Below are 26951 nucleotides of genomic sequence, written 5' to 3'. Positions count from 1 at the left end.
TGGGTAGAGCGTAGTTGGCTGCAACAAACCACTCCCCCTTCGGGGGCTAGGGGTTCTCTTTTTTAGTAATTCAATAAATCAGTAAACAGTTGCCATTATATTTTTTCACCCCTTACTTACAAACAACCCTCTGTGCCCTCTGTGCCTCCGTGGTGATTATTTGAGAAACAGGACTAAAGGGAATCAAGAACCAGGAACCAGGAAACAAAACAGTTCGGGCTATTGATTTATGTTTAGGATTTTAAATTTCAATGCCTATTCAATTTCGATTTCATGGGGTTCACGCAGACTTACTTTTATAACAAAAAACCCTCTGTGCCCTCTGTGCCTCCGTGGTGATTAGTGGGTAGTGGTGAGTGGGTAGTTTGTAGCATTAAGAAACGACAAACCATTCCCCCTTCGGGGGTTAGGGCTTGGCTTTATCCAGTTTTAATCTTCGCGTACTTTCCTGATTTTTGAAAGTTTTGCTTTCCAGACTTCAAGTTGCTCCTTATGTCTTTCAATATTTTTATTTACCTCTACAACCATTGGGTTGTCATCGTCAACATGACGGAAAAAGCCGAGGTTGTTTTCCAACTGTCTAATTTCGTCTTTGGTCTCGTCAATCTTTTTCGAAATAAAGAAATGTTCGTTCTTTAATTTGCGTTCGTCCTCTCTATTTACAAGGGTGTTTAGCTTGTTGTCAAACTTAATAAGTTCGGCTTCTTTTTTACCCATATCCAACTTGGCAAAAAGACCGTCTAGCGCTTTATTGAACTTTTGCTCAATCTTGCGTTTGTTATACGGCACGCGCCCTAATTCTTTCCAGGCGGTAATTTTATCTTTAATGCCTTGTAAATCTGTTTTATGATCACCACTTAACTCAAAGGAATCCATTTGATCTAGCATTTTCTGTTTGGCTTCAAAATGCACCATCTCCTCCTTATTGGCTTTATTTTTTTGTGCGTGAATACGGTCAAAGTAATGATTACAGGCTTTTTTAAACTGCTTCCACACCTTATCGCTGTCGCGGCGAGGTACATGGCCAATGTTTTTCCAATCGCTTTGAATTTTCTTCATCAACGGTGTGGTAGCCTCAAAATCTTCACTGTCTTTATTCTCTTCGGCAATCTTTATTAACTCGCGTTTCTTTTCTAAATTAGTGTATTGCTCCTTTTTCTGGTTTTTATAAAAACTGTTTTTTTGATGGTTGAATTTACCTGTAGCAGCCTTAAAGTTTTTCCAGGTTTCCTTATTATTAGCTCGTGGTACACGCCCCGTATTAAAGAAGGCGTCGCGAAGTTCCTGAACCTTTTTTATAGCGTTTTGCCAGCCTTGGTGACTTGGTTTAGCGTCTTCCGTAGCTTTTTTTATGGCTTCAATTATTTCGTTTTTCTTCTCTAGATTTACCTCAAAGTCTTTCTCCATTTCGGCCAAGTGGGCTTGACGCTTATCGTGGATCACTTTTGTAGCAGCGCTAAACTTATCCCATACTTCATCGCGATACTCTTTAGCAACCGGTCCTACTTCTTCTTTCCACATTTTGTGAAGCATCTGCAATTCGCGGAAAGCTTTGTTTATGTTTTCCTGCTGTGCAAGTTCTTCGGCACGGGTAATCAGCTTGAGCTTGGCGTCTAGGTTATGCTTAAAATCTAAGTCGCGGAATTCGCGGTTTAGGTGCAAGAAATCGTAAAAATTCTCAACGTGGTGGTGGTAGGTATTCCAAACGGTATTGTATTTATCGCGCGGGATAGCTCCTGCCATATGCCACTTTTCTTGAATTTCTTTAAAGTGCTTATAGGTGGTGTTGATGTTTTCCTCTGTACCCAGAAGGCTTTTCAACTCCTCAATCAACTTCCAACGCTTATCCAGGTTGGCCTGAAGGTCTTTTTTAAGGTTTTTATAGTGCTTGTTGCGCTTTTCCTTGTAATCAAAATAAAGTGAATTAAACTCTTTTTTTAGGGGAGTGGTATAATGAAAGTCTATAATGTTTCCACCATCAGCAAGAAACTCTTCTTTCTTTTGCTCTAACTCATCATTAAACTGCGCGTTGAACTCTGATCTAATTTCTTCAACATCGTGTTTTATTTCCTGAATCTTTTTTGTCTTTAGAAGATTGTCCAATGCAGCAATCAACTCCTTTTTGGAAAGCGTACTGTAATCTTTCTGAGATTTTTCCTCGTGCTCTTCCTCATCTTCGTCGTCGTCTTCAGAAGATTTCACTTCTTCCTCCTCATCTTCGGAAGCTTCATCGGTAGCGGAATCAGTTTCTTCTTTAGGTTTAGCTTCGGAATCTTCTTCTGAAGTTTCAATCTTTTCTTTCGCACTAACTTCTGCGGTTTCTTTATCTTCAACCGATTCCTTTTCGGCTACCATAGCTTCGGCTACATCACTTTCCTCCTGATTTTTGGCAGTTTCCTGAGTAGCAGATTTATCCTCAGGCTTTCCTGAAGCTTCATCTTTTGGGGTTTCGTTAGTTTCTGAAGTAGCTTGTGATTCCTGGGCAGGGTTGGTAGTGGAAGTTTCTTTTTCGTTTTCCGCTGGCTGCAATTTTTCGTCAGACATTTGTTTCAATGTTTAGGTTCATTTTTCTTAAAGTGTCAATATACTAACAACTGCTGAATTGACAAAGTACAGCCCGTTATTTCGGTTGTATTTCTACTGTTTTTATGAATTCCAAATCTGCCAAGCTCTTTCGGCTTGCATTTTTAACATCTCGAGACCATTAACCGTCTGGGCTTCTTGTAATTTACCATGCTTTAGAAACGTCGTTTCTGAAGGGTTATAAATAAGGTCATAAAGCAAGTGGTCTGCAGTTAAATAGGAATAGGGAAGTGGTGGGCAATCCGCGATATTTGGGAAAGTGCCTAAAGGGGTGCAATTTACAATTAAGAAATGTTGTTTGATTGTTTTTTCATCTAAGCTGGAATAGGTAATTACCCCTGGACGAGCTTTCCGGCTAACAAACGTATAGGTAAAGCCCAAGCATTTAAGGGCAAATGCAATGGCTTTTGAAGCGCCACCAGTACCCAGTATCAAGGCCGATTTTTTCTGAAGTGGCAAAAAAGGCTCTAAGGATTTTTGAAACCCATAATGGTCTGTGTTATATCCCTTAAGTTTATTGTTTTTAGTAATTTTTATTGTGTTTACGGCTCCAATTGCTGCGGCGTCAACATCCAATTCATCTAAAAACTCAAGCACGGCTTCTTTATATGGAATGGTTACGTTTAAACCTTTTAGCTGCTCCGTTTCAGCAATAACCTGTGGAAATGCATTGATGCTAGGGAGGTCAAAATTTTCATACGAATGGGGTAAGCCTTCATTTTTAAACTTTTCAGTAAAGTATGCTTTTGAAAAAGAATAACTAATATTCTTTCCCACTAATCCATATTTAAGCATGATGTTTCTTTTTATGGTTGTCGTACCAATCTAGGCTTAAAACTATGGCAACACCAATAATCATAAATGCGATTGCCAAAATGGTTTCGGTGCTAAATTCTTCGGGGAAATATCGGGTGTAGCCTCTAATAATATCCCTGCCGTTGGCATCTTTTAAAGGGGAGCCATATTTATCAAAACCTTCGTATATCTCATCTTTCCATGGCCAGACCATTCCTAAGGAACCGGCTATAAAACCAATTATTACCGCATAAGTAGCCTTTTTAAAGCGTTTTAGAACGTATGCCAATAGATGCGAAAGGGAAACCAACCCCACTAAGGAGCCCAGTGAAAAAACAGCGAGCACCTTTAAAAGCTTGATGCGTTCTGGATCGTATATCCAACTGAAATCCCACTGAATAACATTGGCAAAAGTATCAAAAAGCGCGTTGACCGAATCAACAAGTAGCAAGACGTAATTTCCAAAGAGTATAAGAATAAACGAACCGGAAAGCCCCGGCAAGGTCATTCCGGAGACGCTAATAATTCCGCAGAAAAATACAAATAAAAGGTTGCTGTTTTCCTTGGCAGGTTCTAGAAAGCTAATGGCCACACCAGCAATGATACCGCAGAATAGATAGGCTAAATACTTGCGATTCCAACTGCCGAAATCTTTTGCAATAAAGTAAATTGAGCCTATAATCATTCCGAAGAATGCACTCCAAACATAAAGCTCGTAGTGGATAATCAGGTAGTCCAGAATTTTAGAAATACTAAAATAGCTAATAACCATTCCGGTAATCAACAAGCTTAAAAACTGACCGTTGGTATATTGGTACAAACTTTTAAACCGTCCGCCGATAAGGAGCTTAAAAGCCTTTTTGTTTATTTTTTGAAGCGAGTAAATAAATTCTTCATAAAAACCTGCCACAAAGGCAACCACTCCGCCCGAAATTCCTGGAACCTTATTTGCCGCACCCATGCCCAAGCCCTTGAGGACGAGCCAAAGTTTATCGGAAAAGGAACGATTTTCGTACACGGGTTAACTTTTGTGTTTGTTGGGTTATTGGGTATTGTTTTTTGCTTTGTCCTTTGCTGCAAATCGCTCTAAAAGAAAAATGGTCAAGAAGCCTATAATTGCAAAGATTATGGCATATACTATTTGTGGGTTGTCACTGTAATTAGTAGGAAGAATACTTTTTTCTATAAAAGGAATTTCTTCCCCAGCATGGTTTATTCTATATTGTAAAACCTCTTTCCATGGCCATATTTTGTTGAGTGCCCCAACCATAAACCCTGTAAGAACGGCTAGGGTTAGGTTTTTATAGTGCTTAAACATCCAGTTAAGGGCTTTGGAAAAAACCTTTAAACCTATAATAGCTCCCACGGCAAAGATAAGCAGTTTGCCCATGGCTTCTAAAACCATAGTGCTATTTAGGCTGGTTAGGCCTTCGGTGAGTTGCGTTACAATCCCTATAACTGCGGTGTAGGCTCCTAATAGTAACAAAATAAACGCTCCAGAAATCCCCGGAAGTATCATTGCAATGATGGCAACAAACCCTGCAAGAAACAGAAACCACGTGCTGTCAGGAGATCCAATAGGGTCTGCAATAGTAATAGCATACGAAACCAATGCGGCAAGAACGAGCACCACTATAACGCTGGGGCGCCAGCTGCTAACTTGTTTCCCTACGTATAAAATACTGGCAATTACCAAACCAAAGAAGAACGACCAAACCATAATTGGATAGGCCACCAATAGCCAAGTAATTAATTTAGCTAGGGAGAGGATGCTTATAAAAACGCCCAAAAAAAGCGCTAGCAAAAAGGAGAGGTTGTAATCTTTCCATGCAGTTGAAAACCCTTGCCTTTTCCAGGTTTTAAAAAACCCGAGGTCAACCTTGTGGATGGTCTCGATTAGTTCTTCATAAATACCAGATATAAAGGCGATTGTTCCGCCCGATACCCCTGGGACCACATCGGCAGCGCCCATTGCGAGACCTTTGGCAGTTACAGTTAAATACTGGAGAAAATTTCTTTGAGGCATAGATGTAATTTGCTAAAACCTCAAAAATACGCAAATTAAAGCGAAGGATTTTTGTGTTGTTTAATTATTTCAACAACGGCTTTCATTTGGAACACCTGCGGAAAAAGCTCTTCAATAATCATTGAAAACTCAGGCTCAGCTTTTAACGCATCCTTTAGGAAAAAAGCACCTTTTGCGGTTTCACCTAAGGTGTAGTGAAGCCCTGCTAACCGGTATGTTAACTCAGCATTTTGGGAATAAAACTCCAAAGCTTGGTTAAAGTTGTTTACTGCTGCTTCAAATTCGCCTAGGTTGATAAGGATATCGCCACGGGTAATCCAGGTTTCCAACTCGTAGTTCCCCAGTTCTAAGGTTTTTCTATAGCCCACTTCGGCCTCCTCATAAAGGTCTAGTTTGTTGTTTATTTTTGCAAAGCGCTTCCAATAATGTACGTTCTGTGCATCAATATTGATGGCTTTTTCAATATAGTAAAGGGCTTTTTGAAACTGCTTGTTTTTAATATAGAAGTCAGTAATTGCTATCCAACCCTTATCTAGCAAGGTGTCTTCTTCAACACATTTTGTATAGAACTGAAGCGCCATTTCTACATTCCCTAACTTCTCATAACATTTACCCATTCGCAATAGGGCGTACGAGGTAGGATCGTCTAGCCCTAGGGTAATGGAGTAGCTTTCTATAGCTTCATGGTATTTTTTCATTTTTTCAAGCACTCTCCCTTTTTCAAGATAGGCGCCAATAAAACGATCGTCGCTTATAATTGCAAAATCATAGGCCGCAAGGGCCTTTTTGTACTTTTTAAGTTTGTAATACTGCTTCCCCACCTGGTGCCAAGCAACTTCACAATACGGATCTTTATTTAAAAAATCGTTTAGGTAATCTATGGCAGCCTCGTGTTCTTCTAAATATTCAAAACAATAAATAATGTTGAAAAGCGCAGAGTAGTCTTTTTCATCTTCCTCTAAACACCGCATAAACCAATGTTTTGCATGCCCGTGATCTTCCATAAAAAGATATTCCATTCCAAGGAGTGAATATACATCTGCGTGGTTGGTTGTTGTTTCTAAAGCTTTTTCAAGGAGACGAATGGCTTCTGTATGAGCATTGCGACGCGAATAAATATTGGCTTTTTGAATATAAATTTCCTCATTATTTGGCTCTAAAAGTTCCAATTCGTCTAAAAGAGACTCGGCAACCTCTAGCTTATCTTCAAAAATGTAAATCTCTATCCTGTAAAGCTTTAGGTTTATGGAGGCAGGGTGTTGCTCCAAACCTAACTTGGTAGCTTTTTTTGCCAAAGCCATCTTTCCATTTTCCAGATAGTGGTGTACTATCACTTCAAATTCATCTGAATCAAAAAACAGAACACTGTTGGTTTTCAACATAGATTCAAATTTTTCCAGTGGGAAATTGTTATGATCGTTTGAGCTTAATTGCATGTACAGGTTTTAACGTTTCTTCTTAATTTAAAGATAAGAATCAAAACTTAAGTTCAATTGTTATGCCGTGTTTATTGTTAACGGACTTATTAACAGGCTTATTGTTTGTAAGAAATTAATAATCAGCTATTTGCGAAGACTTTGTTGTTTAAGAATATCATCTAAAACAGTTGTCAGTATTTTGCAACCTGCTTCAATTTCGGCATTGCTTATGGTTAATGGCGGTGTAATACGGATGGCGCGAGCCTCAAAAAGTAGCCAAAAAAGTATCAATCCGCGGTCTTTACAGGCTAAAATAACTTGCGATGCAACTTCAGCAGACTCCATTATTACCGCAAGCATCAGGCCTCTACCGCGTACTTCTTTAATTAACGGGTGTTTTAAGCGGCTTTTAAAGCGTTCTTCCTTCTGAAGGGTATCTTGAATAAGCTCTGATTCCGTTAATTCTTGAAGTGTTGCCAAAGCGGCAGCTGCAATTACTGGGTTCCCGCCAAAAGTGGTAATATGCCCAAGTTTTGGATTGTTTTGAAGCAATGCCATTACTTCATGCGAAGCCGTAAAGGCACCAATCGGCAATCCGCCACCCATTCCCTTGCCCATTACCAAAATATCGGGTACAATGCCGTAATGCGAAAAGGCGAAAAGCTTCCCAGTACGGCCAAACCCCGGTTGTATTTCGTCTAAAATTAAAAGCGCTCCAGTTTCGTTACAACGCTCCCTGACCTTTTTTAGGTAGTCGTTCTGCGGTTCAATAAATCCTGCCCCGCCTTGAATAGTTTCCAGTATAACGGCTGCGGTCTTTGAGCTTATCTTTTCAAGATCGGCATTGTTGTTAAAGCGAATGGGGGAGCAATCGGGGAGTAGGGGTTTAAAAGCGTTTTTGCGTTCTTCAAATCCCATCACGCTCATGGAACCCATGGTATTGCCGTGGTAGGCGTTGTTCGCGTATAGCAGCTGACTTCTTCCCGTTGCCCGGCGTGCCAGTTTTAATGCGCCTTCAATAGCTTCGGTGCCGCTGTTTACTAGGTAGGTGGTATTTAGGTTCTTCGGAAGGTTTTTGGCAAGCAGTTTTACAAGGTTTACGGTAGGTTCCTGTACGTACTCCCCATAAACCATTACATGCAAGTATTTTTCGGTCTGCGATTTTATGGCCGAAACCACCCGTGGGTGACAATGCCCTAAGGTACAGGCCGAAACACCTGCTACAAAATCTAAGTGTTTGTTGCCAGCGGCGTCATAAATATAACTGCCTTGGGCATGCGATATTTCCATTGCCAAAGGATGCGGTGTTGTTTGTGCTTGATATTTGTAGAAATCTGCTTTCATTGTTTTCTTGTATGGTGAAAGTAGCGCACAAAGGTGCAAAGATTTTTTATAATGAACACCCCCTATCAACTACTGACTCACCTTTAATCACCACAGAGGCACAGAGGGCACGGAGAAGTGTTTTGTTGTTTGAGTACTCAATTTTAATCACCACAAAGGCACAGAGGGCACAGAGAAGTGTTTTGTAGTTTGAATACTCACCTTTAATCACCACAGAGGCGCAGAGGGCGCAGAGGGTTTTTTGCAGTTTGAATACTCACCTCTAATCACCACAGAGGCACAGAGGACACAGAGGGTTTTTTGCAGTTTGACTACTGACGACTGACTACTGACTACTGACTACTGAAAGCGAGTCGCCCTAGCCCCCCGAGGGGGAATTGTTTGTTATTTTCTAATACTGCCAACTACCCTCTAATCACCACAGAGGCGCAGAGGGTTTTTTGCAGTTTGAATACTCACCTCTAATCACCGCAGAGGCACAGAGGACACAGAGGGTTTTTTGCAGTTTGACTACTGACTACTGACTACTGACCACTGACTACTGATTACTGACTACTGACCACTGACTACTGACCACTGACTACTGACCATTGACTACTGACTACTGACCACTGACTACTGAAAGCGAGTCCCCCTAGCCCCCCGAAGGGGGAATTGTTTGTTATTTTCTAATGCTACCAACTATCCTCTAATCACCACAGAGGCACAGAGGGCACAGAGGTTTTTTTGTAGTTTGACCACTGACTACCCTCTCAACACTCATAACACTCATTCTTCCATCTTTCCGGAAAGCTCAAACCATCGTTCGGTTTTAGCGTCTATCTGGTCCATGATATCTTGGAGCTTGATGGATTGCTTGTCGATTTCGGTGCCGTCCCAATCTTCTGTTGCGAATTTATTCTGAAGTTCTTCCCTGCGTTTTTCCAACTTTGCAATTTCTTTTTCCAGTTTCCCGTACTCTTTCTGTTCGTTGTAGCTCAGTTTTGCCTGTGGCTTGTCTTCCTTCCATTCCTTTTTGGCCTTTGAGGAGGTTTCAACTTCCTTTTTTACTGCGGGTTGGCTATCTTCATAGCTTCTAAAGTCGCTGTAGTTTCCTGGAAAATCTTCAACTTCAGCATTGCCCCGAAACACAAAAAGATGATCTACAATCTTATCCATAAAATACCGATCGTGCGATACTACCAATAGGCATCCAGGGAAGTCTAATAAAAAACTTTCCAGCACATTTAGGGTTACAATATCCAGATCGTTAGTGGGTTCATCAAGTATTAAAAAGTTGGGGTTTTTGATAAGAACGGTACATAAGTATAGCCTTTTTCGTTCGCCACCACTCAGTTTTTCTACAAAATCGTATTGCTTCTTTGGGTCAAATAGAAAGCGTTCCAAGAGTTGTGAAGCCGAAATCTGCCGTCCTTTTTTTAGCGGAATATAGTCGCCGTATTCGCGAATAACTTCAATTACTTTCTGCCCTTCCTTTATTTTAATTCCTCCTTGGGTATAGTAGCCAAACTGTACGGTTTCACCAACAACCACTTTCCCAGAATCCGGCTGGAGTGCGCCGGTAAGTATGTTTAGGAAAGTAGATTTTCCCGTACCGTTTTTACCGATAATTCCAATGCGTTCTCCACGGTTAAAGTTGTACTCAAAGTTATCGAGCATTTGTTTGTCGCCAAATGATTTAGAGATTTTATGAAGCTCCACCACTTTGGTGCCCATTCGTTCCATGTTGAGTTCCAGCTGCACTTCGTGGTCATTTCTTCGCTTGCTGGCGCGGCTTTTTATTTCGTGAAAGTCGTCAATTCGGCTTTTGCTTTTTGTTGTTCGGGCTTTTGGTTGGCGTCGCATCCAGTCCAGCTCTTTTTTAAACAATTGCTTTGCCTTTCCCGTTTCGGCAATTTCGTTCTCTATGCGTGCATCGCGTTTTTCAAGGTAATAGCTGTAGTTTCCCTTATAATTATAGAGTATTCCTTCGTCTAGCTCTACAATTTCGTTGCAAACACGCTCTAGAAAATAACGGTCGTGCGTTACCATAAACAGCGTAAAGTTTTCCTTGGCAAATAGATTTTCCAGCCATTCAATCATTTCTAAATCTAAATGGTTGGTAGGCTCATCCATAATTAGCAAATCTGGAGTGGTAAGCAGGGCGTTGGCAAGGGCCAGTCGCTTTTTCTGCCCGCCACTAAGGCTAGACACCTTGGCGTGTAGGTCTTCCAGCTTTAGCTTAAAAAGAATCTGCTTGTAGCGGGTTTCAAAATCCCAGGCGTTATGCGCATCCACTGCATCAAAGGCTTTTTGAAATGCTTCAGTGTCCTCAGGATTTTCAAGCGCGCGTTCATAGTTCGCTATAATTTTCAGAATTGGATTATCTGCCGAAAAAATAGCCTGCTCCACACTTAGTTTTGGGTCTAGGTCTGGTTCTTGGGGAAGATAGGCGATTTTAAGGCCTTTTCTAAAGACTACGTTGCCGGTATCGGCTTTGTCATTTCCCGCAATAATATTAAGCAAAGAGGTTTTCCCAGTACCATTTTTAGCTACAAAGCCAATCTTTTGTCCTTCGTTTATTCCGAAGGAAATATCTTCAAACAAAACCCGCATCCCAAAAGACTTGGATATATTTTCTACTGAAAGGTAATTCACGTTGGTGTTTTTGGCAAATGTAGTCAATTTGGAGTTTCTTGCTCTGTTAATTGTTAGCTGTAACTGGGAAGACCTTTTAGCTTTCTGAGGGGAATGGTTTGTTGCTTTCTAATGCTGTCAACTATTAATTAATCACCACAGAGGCACAGAGGACACGGAGGGTTTTTTGTAGTTTGAATACTCACCTCTAATCACCACAGAGGCACAGAGGGCACAGAGAAGTGTTTTGTAGTTTGACTGCTCAATTCTACTCACCACAGAGGCACAGAGGGCACAGAGAGTGTTTTGTAGTTTGACTACTGACCGCTAATCACCACAGAGGCGCAGAGGGCACAGAGAGTTTTGTGTTACAAATAGAACACCCCAGCCTAAATTAAAACAAAAATCCGTGTGTGCTCCCCTCCTTTTTTCCTTGCATCCGACGAGTGAGGCACGAACGAAAGGAATGCAAAGGGTGGACGTCGTGGAAGGGTTTGTCTCTTTCAGCCAAAAGTTTAATCACGACGGACGGGGTGGGTTGGGAGAAATCGAAACCGAAATTGAAATTGAAATTGAAATGGAATTAAAAATTTGAAATCCTCAACCTAAACATAAATCAATAGCCCAAGCCATCCTGTTTCCTGGTTCTTAGAAAATCACCACAGAGGCACAGAGGGCGCAGAGAAGTGTTTTGTAGTTTGACTACTGACCGTTAATCACCACAGAGGCACAGAGGGCGCAGAGGGTTTTTTGTAGTCTGACTACTGACTACTGACTACTGACTACTGAAAGCGAGACCCCCTAACTCCCCGAGGGGGAATGGTTTGTTGCTTATTAATACTACCAACTACCCTCTAATCATCATCCCAAAAAACACTCTGCGTAACTCTGCGACTCACTCCGCGTAACTCTGCGTGAACCCCATAAAATCGAAAGCGAAATTGAAATCGAAATTGAATTGGCATTGAATTTAAAATCCTCAACCTAAACCAACAGCCTAAGCCGTTCTGTTTCTTGACCTCTTTAGCAAAACGGTCTTAGTTCACTAATCAAAGCAAGAGTCAATTAAAACAAGCTTTATTAATAGCGAAACTATATATTTGATTCTATATTGATTGTAGTTTGTTCATCAAATCCCAAATTTCCCGCACGTAGCGTATTTAAAACAACAGCAGGAATTTCAAAACCCTAATAAAAAGTTATTTCCATAAATCAGCATAACTCAATATAATTCAACATAAATCCAAGCTTCGGTTTTTCAGTCAGTTAGCCTTTTGTATGGGTTCTTGACTCCTTTAACAAAGCGGTCTTGGTTCACGAATCAAAGTAACAGTCAATTAAAATTAGTTTCATTATTAATTATGAAACTATATATTTGTTTGCTAAGCTTTTGGTATTTATGAAGTTTCCCTATGTAATATTTTTCTTAATTCTTGTAGTATCTGCAACTTCTTGCGTATCTACCAAGCAGCTTACCTATTTACAGGAAGGCCTTACAGAAAATGACACTACAACCGTACTAAAAAAAAGACAGCTGCCCTACAGGTTACAGATAAACGACCTGTTGAGCATACGCGTAAAGGCGCTTGACCAGGAAACGGTAGGTATCTTCAACCCTATAAGCGATGCCAATCCAAATGCTACAGGGGAGGAGCGTTTATACTATGACGGCTTTGTGGTGGACGACCACGGAAATATTCGCATTCCCAGTTTGGGCGAACTCAATGTATTGGGATATACCGTAGATGAGGTGCGTGAAAAACTAGAGGAAATTCTCTTGCGCGACTATTTTAAGGCAGAGGCCAATATTTTTGTTACAGTAAAATTGGCTGGCATCCGTTATACTATCAATGGCGAAATAGGATCTCCGGGTTCTAATATTATTTACCGCGACCAAGTGAGTATTATGGAGGCTATTGCCAACAGCGGCGATATTACAACAGAAGGCGATAGAACCGATGTGGTTATTATTAGGCAGTACCCGGCCGGTCAAAAAGTGCATCATATAGACCTTACAAGCATAGAAGCCATGAGCTCACCGTATTACTACGTAAAGCCCAACGACTTAATTTTAATCAACCCATTGCCTCAAAAATCATTGGGTACGGGAACCACCGGGTTACAGACGTTTACTACCATTGCTTCCCTTATCACAGCTACAGGAACCTTAATACTGTTGTTTACAAGATTATAAAACTATGAGCGAGGACTTCGAAATTTCTGAAACCCCTACTATCTTTGACTTTAAAGGCTTCTTGTTTCGGCTTGTAGATCACTGGCCTCTGTTTTTGGTGTCAATTATTGTCGCATTTTCAATCGCTTTTTATATTAATGTTCGGAAACCTGCCGTTTACGAAATGGAAAACTTGGTTTCTATCAAAGACGATCAAAACCCATTTTTCACTACCAATACTAGCCTAACGTTTAATTGGGGTGGTACTACTGACAAGGTGAACACTGCCGTTATTTCATTAAAATCGCGAACCCATAACGAGAAAGTTGTTGAGCGTTTGCAGTATTATATGGACTACCGCAGAGATGGTAAATACCACCAGATAGACGCCTATAAACAGACCCCATTTTTTGTAGAAATAGATACTACAAAACCACAAATTCTGAATAAGCAATTAAAAGTAGTCTTTACAGATTCGGTAAACTTCAACCTGAGTATAGATTTTGAAGAAGCCGGAAACATTGCCCTTCAAAATTACAGTACCAAGGAAAGAACAAGCAAGTTTGTTCAGCAGGGAGTTTTTTCCGAAGACTTTAAAATTGGAGATCGCATAAGCTTGCCGTTTTTTAACGGAACCTTTATGCCCAATCCAAATGTAATTTCAAAACCAGGCACGGCCTATTACATCGGGTTTAGAAACTTTGACAACGTAGTAAAAAGATACCTAAACATTGGGGTGGTTGCCGTAAGTAGGGGGTCGTCCGTGTTAAAATTGCGACTTATAGGTGAGAATAAAGCCAAATTGGTAGATTACCTCAACACCTCGGTTTCAGTTTTAAGTGAAGACATGTTGGCGCGCAAAAACCTATTTGCCACCAAAACTATTAAGTTTATAGACAGCAGCTTGGCGCAGAAGTCTAAAGAGCTCTCTACGGTTGAAGACGAACTCAATACCTACCGAAATAAAAATGCCATCTTCGACCTTGCCAGTGAAGGCTCTGAAATAAACGCGAAGCTAAGCGGCCTTGATCTTCAACGGGAAACCGTAAATAGGGAGTTGAGCTATTTTAACACCCTTCAAGATTATTTAGAAAACCGATCTGATTACCGAAACGTACCGGCTCCTTCGGTAGCGGGAATTTCCGAATCTAGCGTTATTGCAGGTGTGGGGCGTATTGTGGCCCTAGCCGAAGAGCGCAACAAGCTACAGTATTCATTTAAGGAAGGCGCCCCTGTTTTTAGCGATATCGATAGGCAAATTGATGCAGTTAAAACCGTTCTCTTAGAAAACATACGCTCTTCTAAAAGTTTAAAAACCGAAGAGTTAAGTATTATAAACCGCAATATAGCTGGTTTGGAAGCCGAAATACGAAAGCTTCCCAAGGAGCAACAAGGTCTTTTAAATATTGAACGCAGGTATAATTTAAGTGAAGGCAACTACAACCTGTTTTTGGCAAAGCGAAACGAGGCAGGCTTGGTAAAAGCCGCTAATGTTAGTGATGTAATGATTATAGATATCGCCAAGGATACCGGCGGCGGAAAAATAGGTCCGAATACCGAACTCAATTATGTAATGGCAGGATTGCTAGGGCTGTTCCTTCCAGTGCTCTTTGTTTTTATCCGTGGGTTTTTTGACCCTAAAATTAGGAACGTTAGCGATTTAGACCGCATTACTCCAATCTCCTTGCTCGGGGTGGTAGGTAGAAGTCACGTAGATACTAACCTGGCGGTGCTTACCCAACCAAAGTCACCAATTTCCGAATCTTTTAGAGCTTTGCGGTCTAGCTTACAGTTTATCTATAAAAAGCAGGGCGTACAAGGCGCCAAGACTGTGCTTATTACAAGCTCAGTGAGTGGCGAGGGAAAAACCTTCTGCTCCATTAACCTCGCTTCCGTTTTTGCCCTTAGTGGAAAAAAGACCGTTCTGGTAGGCTTAGACCTTCGGAAACCAAAGATATTTGGCGACTTTAATGTAAATAACGATACAGGAGTTGTTAGTTTTTTGGTAGATAAAGCACCCCTTGATGCTGTAATCCAAAAAACCGATTTGGAGCATCTAGATATTATTTCTTCTGGCCCCATACCACCCAATCCCGCTGAACTCTTGACAGATGAAAAACTAGACGAATTAATAGCAGGCCTAAAGGAACGTTATGACTATATAGTTTTAGACTCTCCGCCTTTAGGGCTTGTTTCTGATGCTCTAGAGTTAACCAAGCACGTTGACGCCATGCTTTATTTGGTTCGTTTTAATTACACCCATAGAAACATGCTCAATTTTGTAAACGAAAAGTATAAAACTGGGGAGGTAAAACACATCAGCTTGGTGCTAAACGATTATGTTGAAAAGTCGGGTAGAGGCTACAGCTACGGGTATGGCTATGGCTATGGATACGGTTACGGCTATCACGAAGCAGAAACGGTGCCCACCAACTTACTCAGTAGGATTAAAACCATGTTTAAGCGGAAATAAACATGCGAAATACGTTTTAAGGTACCTAAGTTTAACCCCTATTCTTACCGAAGCCATTCAAGAGCAACAAGAAATAATAACCACACAAGAGGAAAGAATAGCCAGATTAGAGTCGCTCGTTGAGCAAATGCTATATAAATAGTAATAGGGCTAAAAACCCTCCTGAGATAATGTTTTGTGGTTCTGTTTTTTTTGGTTGACTACTGGACTACTGGACTACTGGACTACTGGACTACTGGACTACTGAAAGCGAGTCCACCTAAACCCCCGAGGGGGAATGGTTTGTTTCGGCCAACTACGCTCTACCCACTCACCACCCACCACTAATCACCACAGGGGCACAGAGGACACAGAGTAATGTTTTGCGGTTTGGCCACTGACTACTGACTACTGACTACTGAACACTGACTACTGAACACTGACTACTGAACACTGACTACTGACCACTGCATACTGACTCACTGACCACTGAAAAAGAGTCCCCCTAGCCCCCCGAGGGGGAATGGTTTCTTGCTCCCTAATTTTACCAGCTACCAAATAATTACTCAAGCATTGTTGAGTGTGAATGAAATCACCTCAATAATTTAACGTTTTGTTTTGTAAATTGATAAAAAAACGGTAATATTGTTATGCCCTGATTAGAGTTTTACTTTTAAAACAATTACTATGAAAAACCTATACATCAATCGTGGGGCTTTATTTCTTACACTCTTTTTTACTTTCTTAGCTTTTAATGGATTTGCACAGGTTGGCATAGGGACTACTAATCCTCAAACGGGATTGGATGTAAATGGAGGCTTATCATTAAGAGAAGGTCCTGCGTTAAATTTTAATAGCAATCCTGGTAACTTAGATAATGTTGACCTAGGAACAACTCCTTATTCTTTTTACAGGATTACTGGTTCGAATAATGATTTTGAATTGAGGAGTATTATTCCCGAACCCGATGCAGATGGCCAAATTCTGACACTTATTAACACCCGGAACGCCGCAATGACAATAAAGCATAATACTGGAGGTTCATCAGCTAATAGGAGGATTTATGTTCCTGGCGAAAACGACTTACAATTAAGGGGGCGATATACTGCTATCACGCTTCAATATAGCATGGAATTGGAGCGATGGATTCTTTTAAATAAATTGAATCATATTGAGACTCACCGGGATACAAAAACTATAGCTAATGGAAGCAACCTTTATACGACTTCAATTGCAGGAGCAACTACAAGTTCAAGTGTTAATGTTAATTTTTCCGGTAACATTTCCAATCCAGATAACCTTTTTATTGAATATATAGAATCTCGAAATGGTTCAGTTGCTTATCGGATTCGGAATAGTGGTTCCAGTGTGAATAATGTGGGAATTGTAATTTCTATAAACAAAATATAAAAAGCAAACTCTAAAGAAATGAAAATAATTACCTCAATATTCTTTTTAGCCGGTTTTTGGGTCAATGCCCAGGAAGGAATAAAAAATGTTTATGCAGAACCTGTAAATTTAACTAAGGAGATTTCCAATAAAAAACCCCAAGCTCGTATCTCTCCGAATATAACAGAGAATAATTTCAAAGACGGCCATAGCAATAAAGAAGATAATATAAATGCTTCCAAAATTGATAACCCTAGTAAAAAAATGGGTCCAAATCGTGGATTTGACTATTTAAATAAAAATAATGATACCATTATCGAGGATATAGAAACTACACCTAACAAGATTGTTGAGAAAAAGAGTTCCGAGAACTATAAGGTTGGAAATTGACTATCCTATTTTTCTAAATGTATAAATTATCAGAATGAATACTTGTAAACTGGCTCGTATAATACCGTCCATCATCATTTTATTGATGATCTCATTAAAGATTTCAGCACAGGTGGGTGTAGAAACCGACGACCCTACAACAACAATAGATGTAAATGCAGCTTTGTCTCTAAGGGAAGGAACTCCACTCCCATTGACAAATGGGAATAACAATGCTATAAATCTAGGAAGCAACCCTTATTCATTCTACAGGATTATTGGACCCACGAGTTCTTTCTCCATTGGTGGAATATTGCCTGTAGATGTTCCAGATGGTCAAATAGTAACACTTCAAAATACAACTAATCAAGTAATGAGTATTATTCATTTAAGCCCTGGTGCTGCAGGACCTAATCGAATTACTGTGCCAGGTGTAAAGGATTTTATAGTAAGAGGTAAATATGCTTCCGTAACCTTTCAATATACTAAAAACAATAATAAATGGTCTCTTTTAAATAAATTGAACCACGCGGAAACATGGTATTACCCGCCATCAACTCTTTACAGTAACACTAGTACAACATTTACGGGAGGGCTGCCACACGTTACTAAATATTCTGGATTTTCTATTAACGTTACTGGGCCTTCGATAGGGGATATGGACGAAGATCTCACAATAGAGTACAAGGAGGCTAGAAGCGGTCAGCTCATTTTCAGGGTTAAGAATAATGCTAAATTTACCTCCTACTATTATGTTCAATTTGCAATAACGCTCTATAACGATTAGTGTTGATTCTTAAATTGCATTTCTTCTTTCAAAAAATATCTTTATAAACTCTTCGGAGTAGAATCGACGTTGCTCAATATAGTTTCTTATACAAAAGCTATAGGGAGTTTTCTGGTTTGATCCCAATCACATCCTTTTCACACCATCCCCAAAACACTCCGCGTAAGGCTGCGACTCACTCTGTGATTCTCTGCGTGAACCATGAGGACGAAATCGAAATGAAAAATTTATTAGTCTAAACTTAAACCAACAGCCCAAGCCGTTTTGTTTCCTGGCTCCTGGTTCTTGATTCCTTTTAGTCCTGCTTCTCAAATATAATCACCACAGAGGCACAGAGGACACAGAGAAGTGTTTTGCAGTTTGACCACTGACTACTGACTACTGACTCACTGACCACTGAAAAAGAGTCCCCCTAACCCCCCGAGGGGGAATGTTTGTTACACCCAACTACCCTCTACCCACCCACCTCTAATCACCACAGGGGCACAGAGGACACAGAGAAGTGTTTTGCAGTTTGACCACTGACTACTGACTCACTGACTACTGACCACTGACCACTGACTACTGCATACTGACTCAGCGACCACTGAAAAAGAGTCCCCCTAGCCCCCCGAGGGGGAATGGTTTGTTACACCCAACTACCCTCTACCCACTCACCACTCACCTCTCACCTCTCACCTCTAATCACCACAGAGGACACAGAGAGTTTTCTTTAACCTAACTGGTAAAAATGCTTTGCTCACTCCCCACTCCCCACTACCAACTAATTACCTGTACACCAATAAAAAACGATACTATCAATTGTTATTTTAACGTATTTCTTTGAAATTCTATAAAATATTGTTAATATTGTTCCATCCCCGATTTTAACTATACTTAATAAACAATTACTATGAAAAACCTTTACATCAATCGTGGGGCTTTATTTTTTACTCTCTTTTTTATATTCTTCTTTTATAGCGCTATTGCTCAAGTTGGGATTGGGACAACCAACCCCAATGCTAATGCAAAACTAGATATTACCTCTACGGTGGCTGAACCTGGTGGTTTATTGTTGCCTAGAGTTAAATTATTATCTACAATTAGCGCTTCTCCTTTAACAGCTCATGTCGAGGGTATGACGATATATAATACAGCTACAATCGGAGATGTAAGACCTGGGCAATATTACAATAATGGAAGCCGCTGGATACGAATTGCGGGAGCAGACCCTGTAGAGAGCGTTTCTTTGAGCACAGATCAAACTATTTCTAATACATCTTTTACACCAATTTCAGGGATGACTTTACAGTTTACCGCTAGAAAATCGTCTGTTTTAGTAGTTTTAACCAGCTCGGGTCTTGGTGAAGAAGACGCAATGTCGTATATTAATTTAAGAGTTGTAAAAACCTCACCGGGAGGATTTGAATTAATAGGAGGTACCATGAATAAAATTCAAAATTATGATACATTTACGTTTCTAGGTGTTCCCTTTAGTGACACATCTCCTGAATGGAGTGCTTCTTTCTCAAAACTTTACACAGGCTTAGCAATTGGCACCACATATACTTTGCGAGTGGATGGAATGGTAGACGGAATTCTTGGAACTTATAGTACTAATATAAATGCTGCCTCAAAACCTGTTAGAAATCATTTAACTCTATCTGTCATTCAGTAAATATTTAAGCACTAATTGAAACTTTTATATGAGAATTAATATAAAATTATTTGTCTTAACATTTTTCATGTTCTATTTGAATGTTATTGCTTCTCAAGTGGGTATTGGCACTACAGACGTTAATGATGACGCCTTGTTGGAATTAGACGCATCTCAAACCTATGGAGGATTGTTGCCCCCGAGGGTTGAACTTGTTCGCACATCCAATTTTGCCCCATTAGCGGATCATATTCAAGGGATGACCATATATAATACTATAACAAGAAACGACGTAAAACCAGGAAAGTACTATAATGATGGAAATAGATGGATACGTATTGAAGGTTCTGATATTGTTGATAGTGTTTCATTAGTAGGTGACCTAACTTTTAGTAATAATAATTACAGAAGACCTAATGGAATGAACGATTTAGTTTTTACAGCTAGAAAATCATCCGTATATCTATTGTTAACTAGTTCGGGTTATGGATCTGCAAATTCAATGTCGACTGTATATTTTCAAGTTGTAAATTGGGATGTTAATCCGAGAGAGCTTATAGGGGGTACTATGACTAAAATACAAAACTATGATGATCAAAGGGGTACGGTAACTACTTGGAGTGCTTCTTTTTCAAAATTGTTAACGGGGTTAACTATTGGTCAAGAATATAGATTGAGGGTGCGAGCTCGTACAGAAGCTATATATAATGGTAGTACAATGGTTATAGATGCTGCATCTACGCCTGAAGCATGTCATTTAACTCTATCGGCGATTCACTAAAAATAAAATTAGAAATGAGAACAATAACATTAATACTGGTTTTAAGTAGTTTCTTTAATTCGTTTGCACAAAGTGAGGATTTTAATAACCTTCCTGAAGCCAAAGCTACTCTAATGTCAAAAATTGAAAAGACAAATAATGCCGAGCTCGAATTACGAAGCAATATGTTTTCAAAAAAATCGTCGATAAAAACAGAATTGAAAATAGATACGACTTCTATAAATGAAAACTCACTTTATAAAGCAACAAATAATAGTGCTAGTTCAATAAATAGCACGAATTTATTAAAGAAAGACAATGTAAATAAACAGGATTAATAAACTAGGTGCCTTTTAAATCTTTGGCTTTCTGCTAATAACATTTCTAGACTTCTTCGGTATGAGTCCAGTCTTAGTCTTTAAACTCTAAAACTACTTTGGATCCAAATAACCGAATTATATATAACTTTACGTGTTTTTGGAAGAATTGGTGGTCTAGAGGTACTGTCAATTTTCGGTTAATTCTAAATCAAGAGATGCAGCCATTCCCCTACCCCCAAAGGGGAGAATGGAGACTCCAAAGTTTTCACCCTAGTCAACACCTGCGCTCTTTATGGCATGAAAGGTAAAGCGCGGCAAAGCCTGGCAAAACGCGACAAAGCGGATCCTACACTAGTTAATTTACAACCACACCAAATTTCCACTCTAAATATTTCAATTTTCCCTATATTAGCCCTTACCTAAACCTAAATTCATTGACCCCCGATCAAAACGACACCTGGCTCTACGAGATATCCTCAGAAAAGAAAGCCTTAGACCTTAATTTAAAAGAAGTTTGGCGCTATCGCGACCTGCTGGTGCTTTTTGTAAAGCGGGATATTACTACCGTTTATAAACAGACGATTCTTGGGCCGCTATGGTATTTTATTCAGCCGCTTTTTACCTCTATAATATTTACCTTGGTGTTTAATAACTTAGGAAGCATTAGTACTGGAAGTATTCCGCCATTTTTGTTTAATTTGGCAGGAATCACGGCTTGGAACTATTTTACAGCTTGCTTTACCGGTACTTCCGATACTTTTAGAAGCAATGCCGGTATATTTGGAAAAGTATATTTTCCGCGGGTCATTATGCCCATGTCTGTTACCATTTCTAACTTGCTAAAGTTTGGAATACAACTGTTGATATTTGTTATTTTCTATTGCTATTTTTTGTTTCAGGGTTTTGATCTGAGTCCGAACTTACATCTATTGCTCTTTCCAGTATATGTAATTATGATGGCACTTTTAGGCCTCGGACTGGGAATGACGGTGAGTTCCATGACTACAAAATACCGCGATTTAAAAGTCTTGGTGGGCTTTGCTGTTTCCTTATTGATGTATGTTTCCGCTGTGCCATATCCGCTATCGGAAGCTCGGGAAAAACTCCCAGGATGGGTGGCTGATCTTGTTGCTTATAACCCGTTGACTCAGATTATTGAAGGCTTTCGGTTTATGATGCTAAATACAGGTAGCTTTAGCTGGTTGGGTTTTTTCTATACATTAGTGGTGAGTATTGTGATGTTTTTAGCAGGACTGGTGATTTTTAATAGGACGGAGAAGAGTTTTATTGATACGGTGTAATAGATGTGAGAAGTTAGATTTGAGACATGAGAACGGGTTAACCGCAAAGAACACGGAGAAGGCGCAAAGCACACAGGTTTTTCTTTGTGAACTCTGTGCTTTCTTTGCGTTCTTCGTGGTTAAAATAATAAAAATGTTTAATTTACCACTCGAATGGGTTAACCAAAAAGTACACAGAGAACGCACAAAAATCACAGAGTTTTCTTTGCGGCCTTTGTGCCCCCTTAGTGGTCTCTGTGGTTAAAAAACGACTCTGATGACAATTCTAAAAGCCTCCAACATCTCAAAACAATACCGCCTAGGCAACGTAGGTACGGGGACGCTTTCGCATGATTTAAACCGTTTTTGGCACAGAATCAGGGGGAAGGAAGATCCGTATTTAAAAGTAGGAGCGGTAAACGATAGAAGCAGTAAGACCAAAGAAGAATACGTTTGGGCCTTGCGCGATATCAATTTTGAAGTGCAACAGGGCGAGGTTTTAGGGATTATCGGGAAGAACGGCGCAGGAAAATCTACCCTGTTAAAAATACTTTCTCGGGTTACTAGCCCAACTACTGGTGTTATTAAAACAAAAGGACGGATTGCTTCTTTATTAGAAGTAGGTACAGGATTTCACCCAGAGCTTACGGGTAGGGAAAACATATACCTTAATGGTGCTATTCTAGGGATGACCAAGACCGAGATAAACGCAAAACTAGATGAAATTATTGGTTTTTCAGGCTGCGACCTCTATATAGATACCCCCGTAAAGCGTTATAGTAGCGGGATGAAAGTACGTCTAGCCTTTGCTGTAGCTGCCCATTTAGAACCCGATATTTTGGTGGTAGATGAGGTGCTTGCCGTAGGCGATGCCGAATTTCAGAAAAAGGCCATTGGGAAAATGCAGGATATATCAAAAGGGCAGGGGCGTACGGTGTTGTTTGTGAGCCATAATATGGGCTCGGTCAAAAGTTTGTGTACACGTGCTATTGTATTGGAAAATGGATTAACAGCATTTGAGGGAAAAGTAGATGTGGCTGTAGATTATTATCTGGCTTCTAATACAAGCGAAAAATACAAATCATTACAAGATCGAAACGACAGAGCAGGGGGAGGTTTTTTTAGGTTTACTGACATTTTGATAAGGTCTCAAACAAAAAGCAACCTCCAAAAAATACTATCTGGCGAGGACTATGTGTTTAGAGTTTTTTTTTCTATAAAATCGAAGTTGGAGAAAGTCTCCATTAGGCTTAGATTTATTGATAAAGATCGGAAAATTAGGTTTTTATGTAATAATTGTTTTGTTGATGATTACTACTCTCTTGAGAAAAACGAAGGGTATTTAATTGACGTCTCAGTGCCCAATTTTCCGTTGCCAAATGGAATTTATACAATCCAATTGAGTGCTTTTTCGGAAAACGGGATAGAGGACGATATAGAGGACGCCTTTGAATTTAGTGTTGTTGGCGGAGACTTCTATAAAACTGGAAGGGAACAACGCTCTAAAGAAGGCGTACTAGTGGATTATGAATATACACTTCAAAACCCATAAATATGATTATCTGCCATAAGCATAAATTTATATTTGTAAAAACGCAAAAAACTGCTAGCACTTCTATTGAGATTGCATTAAGTGGATTATGCGCGGCAACAGATATTCTCACGCCCATTTCAACCAATGACGAGAATTATAGAAAGTCTTTGGGGTTTCAGACTGCTACTAATTTTGTTATTCCATTTGGTAAGTACACAAAGCACGATTATTTAGAACTCTTGATAAGCGGAAAGAGAAAAGAATTGTATAACCATATGTCTTGTGCCGAAATAAAGAACTTTGTAGGCTCTAAAGTATTTAGATCTTACTATAAATTTTGCTTTGAGCGCAATCCGTACGAAAAGCTTATTTCATTGTTTTACCATCAAGGAGGATATAAAAAATGGCCCACAATTGAAGCATTTATCAAAGCCGGAGAGTTGAATATTATTAAGGGTTTTGATCAATATACAATCAATAAAGTTGTAGCGGTAGATGATGTTTTCAAATTAGAGAATTTAGATGGAGCACTTAGCATTATTTCCAACAAATTAAGCTTAGACTCAAAACTAGAGCTTCCAAAAGTTAAGTTGAAGTCAAACTTCAGAAAAGATAAAAGAAGTTATAAAGAGATTTTAACTCCTGTAGATCGGCAAATGGTTGATATAATCTGGGCGAGGGAGCGTGAATTAATGGATTATAAATATTAAAGGTTCAAGAAGTTGGAGATTCTAAAAAAGTTAATTAAAAAACCTGAATTGGTTAGGGTATATTCTCACCCGCGTTCTGGCACTCATTTCTTGGAAGCTTTTATAGCGCAAAATTTTTATAGGAAGAAAGACTTAAATATTCCTAATGTAAAGTGGGGACATTGGTCTAATAGAAAAGAAAAGTTAGAGGGAAATCCCTATGGTAAACTTTTTGGAAATCATTATTTTGCTAATCAAAATATAAACACCAAACCTAAAATATATATAATTAGAGATGCTAGAGCCGTAGCTTATTCTGTGTGGAAAACAAATAACTTTATTCATAAAGACCTTGATGGGATATCGTTTTCTGATTTTCTTAGAACCAAAATTGATTGGAAAGGCTCTCCTTCAAATGCCGTAGAACCTGATTGTAATATATTGGAACATTGGGTCTTACATACAGAAAGCTGGCTAAAACTGGCTAAATCCGATACTAATTTATTAGTTATTCATTATGAGGACTTAGTAGATTTGCCATATGAACAATATTTAAAAATACATTCAAGGTTTTTTAGTAGAAGTAAAAAACTGAAAGAAGATAAAATAGATAAAGTAAAGAAGCCTTTAGGACTTTTGCCAAATAAAGGCACAAAAGACTCTTGGAGAGAAGTGTTTGGTCAGGAGGATGAAGCTTATTTTTTTAGTATAGTTCCTGAAAAGCTTCATTTTCGCAAAGTTTAAATATTATGTTTGATGAAGAGATACTTAAAAAAACTAAAGAAAATTGCTTTACCGAAAAAAACGAAAATTTTGACGCAAAAAGAAATGCGTCATAAGCTTGTTGGACCTCCAAATTTGTGGAAGATGAAACAGGATTTTCAGATATTATTTTTGAATAGCCGGGGTTTAAAGCGAGAAGACAGACTTTTAGATATTGGTTGTGGTACTTTACGAGGTGGAATACCAATAATCCGGAAACTGGACAGAGGTAATTATTGTGGTATTGATGTCCGGGAAAATGTTCTTGCAGAAGCTCGTAAAGAATTAAAACAGGAATGCTTGGAAGAGAAAATGCCTGATTTAATCTCTTTTAATGATTTTGCATCATTGGAAATTGACGGTGATTTTGATATTGTTTTTGCGTTTTCCGTACTGATTCATTTAGAAGATTCCATTGCGCAAGAGTGTTTTCATTTTGTTAATAAACATATCTCAAATTCAGGGTTTTTTTATGCAAATGTAAATATAGAGTCCAATGAAGAAGGGAATTGGCAAGGCTTCCCTGTAGTTTTTAGAACACGTAAATTTTATAAAAAAATAGCTGCAAATGCGAATCTTGAAATGATTGAAATTGGACGGTTAATGGATTTGGGCCATAACTCTAATCAACCATTGGCAGATAAGCAGATTATGTTGGCTTTTAGAAAAAATAAATGAATCATGGCATGCAAAAACTAAACATCGCCATAGTTGTAGGTGCTTTTCCTACTGTTTCCGAAACCTTTATTGTTAATCAAATAACCTCTTTAATAGATGAAGGTCATTCCGTAAAAATATTGGCTTCAAAAAAGGGGAGTACAGCAATAGTTCATAATAAGATTACTGCCTACAACTTGTTAGATTATGTGGAGTATAAAGAAAAACCAGTTTACAACAAGGCAAAAAGATTATATGGCTTTGTGAAATTAATCTATAATAATTTCTTTCAAATTAATTGGCGCTTATTATTTAAGTCCTTGAATTATTCAAAATACGGGAAAAAAGCAATTAGTCTTAAAGCTTTTTATAAACGTAAATTTTTTATTCTGAATAAGGAATTTGATATAATTCATGTCCACTTCGCTACCAATGCCGTTGCTATTGCAAACCATAAATCTGAAGGTTTTTTAAAAAATGGAAAGCTGATAGTCACTTTTCATGGTTTTGATCTCATCCCTAATAATGAAATGGATTATAACATTCGGTATAAAAGTTTATTACAAGAAGCGAGCGCTTTTACCGTAAATTCCAAATATCTTAAAGGAATTTTGGAACGTCTCAATTTAAAAACTAAGAATATTCATATCCTACCTGTGGGGCTTGATACCGATTATTTTAAAAGAATAGGGCAGCGGGAGATAAAACCTACTTACAATATACTTTTTTGCGGAAGACTTATACAACTGAAAGGCCCCGATATTGCCATTGATATTCTTGTAGAGCTTTTGAATAGAGGGCACAATCACATTCACCTTACTTTAATAGGGGATGGAGAGTTGAAAAATGCCCTTACCAATAGAATTGAAGATGAGGACTTGAAGCGTTTTGTAAGTATAGAGGGCGCTCATTCGCAAGAGTTCGTAAAAGCCCAAATGGATGCGGCCAATGTTTTATTAATGCCGGGTACCCATGATTCTAAAACAAAAAGGGCAGAAACTCAAGGCCTCGTTATTCAAGAAGCTCAAGCCATGGAGTTACCAGTGGTTATATCAGATGTAGGTGGGATGAAATATGGGATGATACCTAATGAAACGGGGTTTGTAGTGCCGGAAAATGATATAAAAGGCTTTGCCGATGCTATAGAAACACTACTAGTTAATGAGAAACTACGGAAGTCAATGGGCCAAAAAGGACGTGAATACGTAGTTGCTAATTATGACAACACCGTCTTGTACCTCAAGCTTTTGAAGATCTACCAACGTATCCTTAAATAATACCAGTTTATTTTAATGCAATTGTATTACAAAACAATAGCGGCCTTGACGTTTATAAGGCAAGCCTTGAATGCCTTTGTTTAA

General features: G+C 39.1%; 21 protein-coding genes. 14 read left to right on the top strand and 7 right to left on the bottom strand.

The features are described 5' to 3' along the window. Window positions 1-429: 429 nt before the first annotated feature. The 7 genes from QPK98_RS06660 to QPK98_RS06630 form a co-directional block, all read right to left on the bottom strand. Window positions 430-2544 (bottom strand): DUF349 domain-containing protein, encoded by a 2115-nt coding sequence (locus QPK98_RS06660; RefSeq protein WP_310992318.1) that lies wholly within the window; start codon window positions 2542-2544, stop codon window positions 430-432. 102 nt (window positions 2545-2646) lie between these two features. Then, window positions 2647-3378: a shikimate dehydrogenase family protein gene (locus QPK98_RS06655; protein ID WP_310992317.1), complete on the bottom strand. Its 732-nt coding sequence runs from the start codon at window positions 3376-3378 to the stop codon at window positions 2647-2649. Next, window positions 3371-4396, bottom strand: coding sequence for a DUF368 domain-containing protein (locus tag QPK98_RS06650; protein ID WP_310992316.1), 1026 nt, complete (start codon window positions 4394-4396; stop codon window positions 3371-3373). The genes QPK98_RS06655 and QPK98_RS06650 overlap by 8 nt, the downstream gene beginning before the upstream one ends. A 24-nt stretch (window positions 4397-4420) precedes the next feature. Beyond that, the gene (locus tag QPK98_RS06645; protein WP_310992315.1) at window positions 4421-5404 is read right to left on the bottom strand and encodes a DUF368 domain-containing protein; all 984 of its coding nucleotides are present in this window, start codon (window positions 5402-5404) and stop codon (window positions 4421-4423) included. Window positions 5405-5439: 35 nt separating this feature from the next. Continuing rightward, on the bottom strand, window positions 5440-6840 hold the full coding sequence (locus tag QPK98_RS06640) for a tetratricopeptide repeat protein (protein ID WP_310992314.1): 1401 nt from the start codon (window positions 6838-6840) through the stop codon (window positions 5440-5442). 126 nt (window positions 6841-6966) lie between these two features. Next, window positions 6967-8166 carry an aspartate aminotransferase family protein gene (locus QPK98_RS06635; RefSeq protein WP_310992313.1) on the bottom strand — a complete coding sequence of 400 codons (1200 nt, stop codon included), beginning with the start codon at window positions 8164-8166 and terminating at the stop codon, window positions 6967-6969. A gap of 768 nt (window positions 8167-8934) precedes the next feature. Continuing rightward, entirely contained in the window at window positions 8935-10803 is a 1869-nt protein-coding gene (locus QPK98_RS06630; RefSeq protein ID WP_310992439.1) for an ABC-F family ATP-binding cassette domain-containing protein, read from the bottom strand. A 1378-nt stretch (window positions 10804-12181) separates the two neighbouring features. Between QPK98_RS06630 and QPK98_RS06625 the strand changes: the two genes are divergently transcribed. The 14 genes from QPK98_RS06625 (at window position 12182) to QPK98_RS06560 (ending at window position 26867) form a co-directional block, all read left to right on the top strand. Continuing rightward, window positions 12182-12976, top strand: a complete 795-nt coding sequence (locus tag QPK98_RS06625) for a polysaccharide biosynthesis/export family protein (RefSeq protein WP_310992312.1) — start codon at window positions 12182-12184, stop codon at window positions 12974-12976. 4 nt (window positions 12977-12980) lie between these two features. After that, window positions 12981-15428 carry a GumC family protein gene (locus QPK98_RS06620; RefSeq protein WP_310992311.1) on the top strand — a complete coding sequence of 816 codons (2448 nt, stop codon included), beginning with the start codon at window positions 12981-12983 and terminating at the stop codon, window positions 15426-15428. A gap of 666 nt (window positions 15429-16094) precedes the next feature. Then, window positions 16095-16817 carry a hypothetical protein gene (locus tag QPK98_RS06615; RefSeq protein WP_310992310.1) on the top strand — a complete coding sequence of 241 codons (723 nt, stop codon included), beginning with the start codon at window positions 16095-16097 and terminating at the stop codon, window positions 16815-16817. An 18-nt stretch (window positions 16818-16835) separates the two neighbouring features. Then, window positions 16836-17186 (top strand): hypothetical protein, encoded by a 351-nt coding sequence (locus QPK98_RS06610; RefSeq protein WP_310992309.1) that lies wholly within the window; start codon window positions 16836-16838, stop codon window positions 17184-17186. Between the two features lie 34 nt (window positions 17187-17220). Then, on the top strand, window positions 17221-17952 hold the full coding sequence (locus QPK98_RS06605) for a hypothetical protein (RefSeq protein ID WP_310992308.1): 732 nt from the start codon (window positions 17221-17223) through the stop codon (window positions 17950-17952). Window positions 17953-18844: 892 nt separating this feature from the next. Beyond that, window positions 18845-19609 carry a phage tail-like protein gene (locus QPK98_RS06600; RefSeq protein WP_310992306.1) on the top strand — a complete coding sequence of 255 codons (765 nt, stop codon included), beginning with the start codon at window positions 18845-18847 and terminating at the stop codon, window positions 19607-19609. Window positions 19610-19637: 28 nt separating this feature from the next. Then, window positions 19638-20369 carry a phage tail-like protein gene (locus QPK98_RS06595; RefSeq protein ID WP_310992305.1) on the top strand — a complete coding sequence of 244 codons (732 nt, stop codon included), beginning with the start codon at window positions 19638-19640 and terminating at the stop codon, window positions 20367-20369. A gap of 14 nt (window positions 20370-20383) precedes the next feature. Continuing rightward, window positions 20384-20686 (top strand): hypothetical protein, encoded by a 303-nt coding sequence (locus QPK98_RS06590; protein ID WP_310992303.1) that lies wholly within the window; start codon window positions 20384-20386, stop codon window positions 20684-20686. 416 nt (window positions 20687-21102) lie between these two features. Continuing rightward, window positions 21103-21969 (top strand): ABC transporter permease, encoded by an 867-nt coding sequence (locus QPK98_RS06585; protein ID WP_310992302.1) that lies wholly within the window; start codon window positions 21103-21105, stop codon window positions 21967-21969. Window positions 21970-22225: 256 nt separating this feature from the next. After that, window positions 22226-23500: an ABC transporter ATP-binding protein gene (locus tag QPK98_RS06580; protein ID WP_435373091.1), complete on the top strand. Its 1275-nt coding sequence runs from the start codon at window positions 22226-22228 to the stop codon at window positions 23498-23500. 2 nt (window positions 23501-23502) lie between these two features. Next, a complete protein-coding gene (locus QPK98_RS06575; protein WP_310992301.1) occupies window positions 23503-24192 on the top strand; it encodes a sulfotransferase family 2 domain-containing protein in 690 nt (229 codons plus the stop codon). Between the two features lie 12 nt (window positions 24193-24204). Beyond that, window positions 24205-24915 (top strand): sulfotransferase domain-containing protein, encoded by a 711-nt coding sequence (locus QPK98_RS06570; RefSeq protein ID WP_310992300.1) that lies wholly within the window; start codon window positions 24205-24207, stop codon window positions 24913-24915. 12 nt (window positions 24916-24927) lie between these two features. Beyond that, window positions 24928-25611 carry a class I SAM-dependent methyltransferase gene (locus tag QPK98_RS06565; protein ID WP_310992299.1) on the top strand — a complete coding sequence of 228 codons (684 nt, stop codon included), beginning with the start codon at window positions 24928-24930 and terminating at the stop codon, window positions 25609-25611. Between the two features lie 8 nt (window positions 25612-25619). Next, window positions 25620-26867, top strand: a complete 1248-nt coding sequence (locus tag QPK98_RS06560; RefSeq protein ID WP_310992298.1) for a glycosyltransferase family 4 protein — start codon at window positions 25620-25622, stop codon at window positions 26865-26867. Window positions 26868-26951: the final 84 nt, after the last annotated feature.

The organism is Aequorivita marina (genome assembly GCF_031631895.2).
Lineage (GTDB): Bacteria > Bacteroidota > Bacteroidia > Flavobacteriales > Flavobacteriaceae > Aequorivita > Aequorivita marina.
The sequence above is the reverse complement of the archived record's forward strand: the minus strand, read 5'-3'. Positions and strand labels throughout refer to the sequence as shown.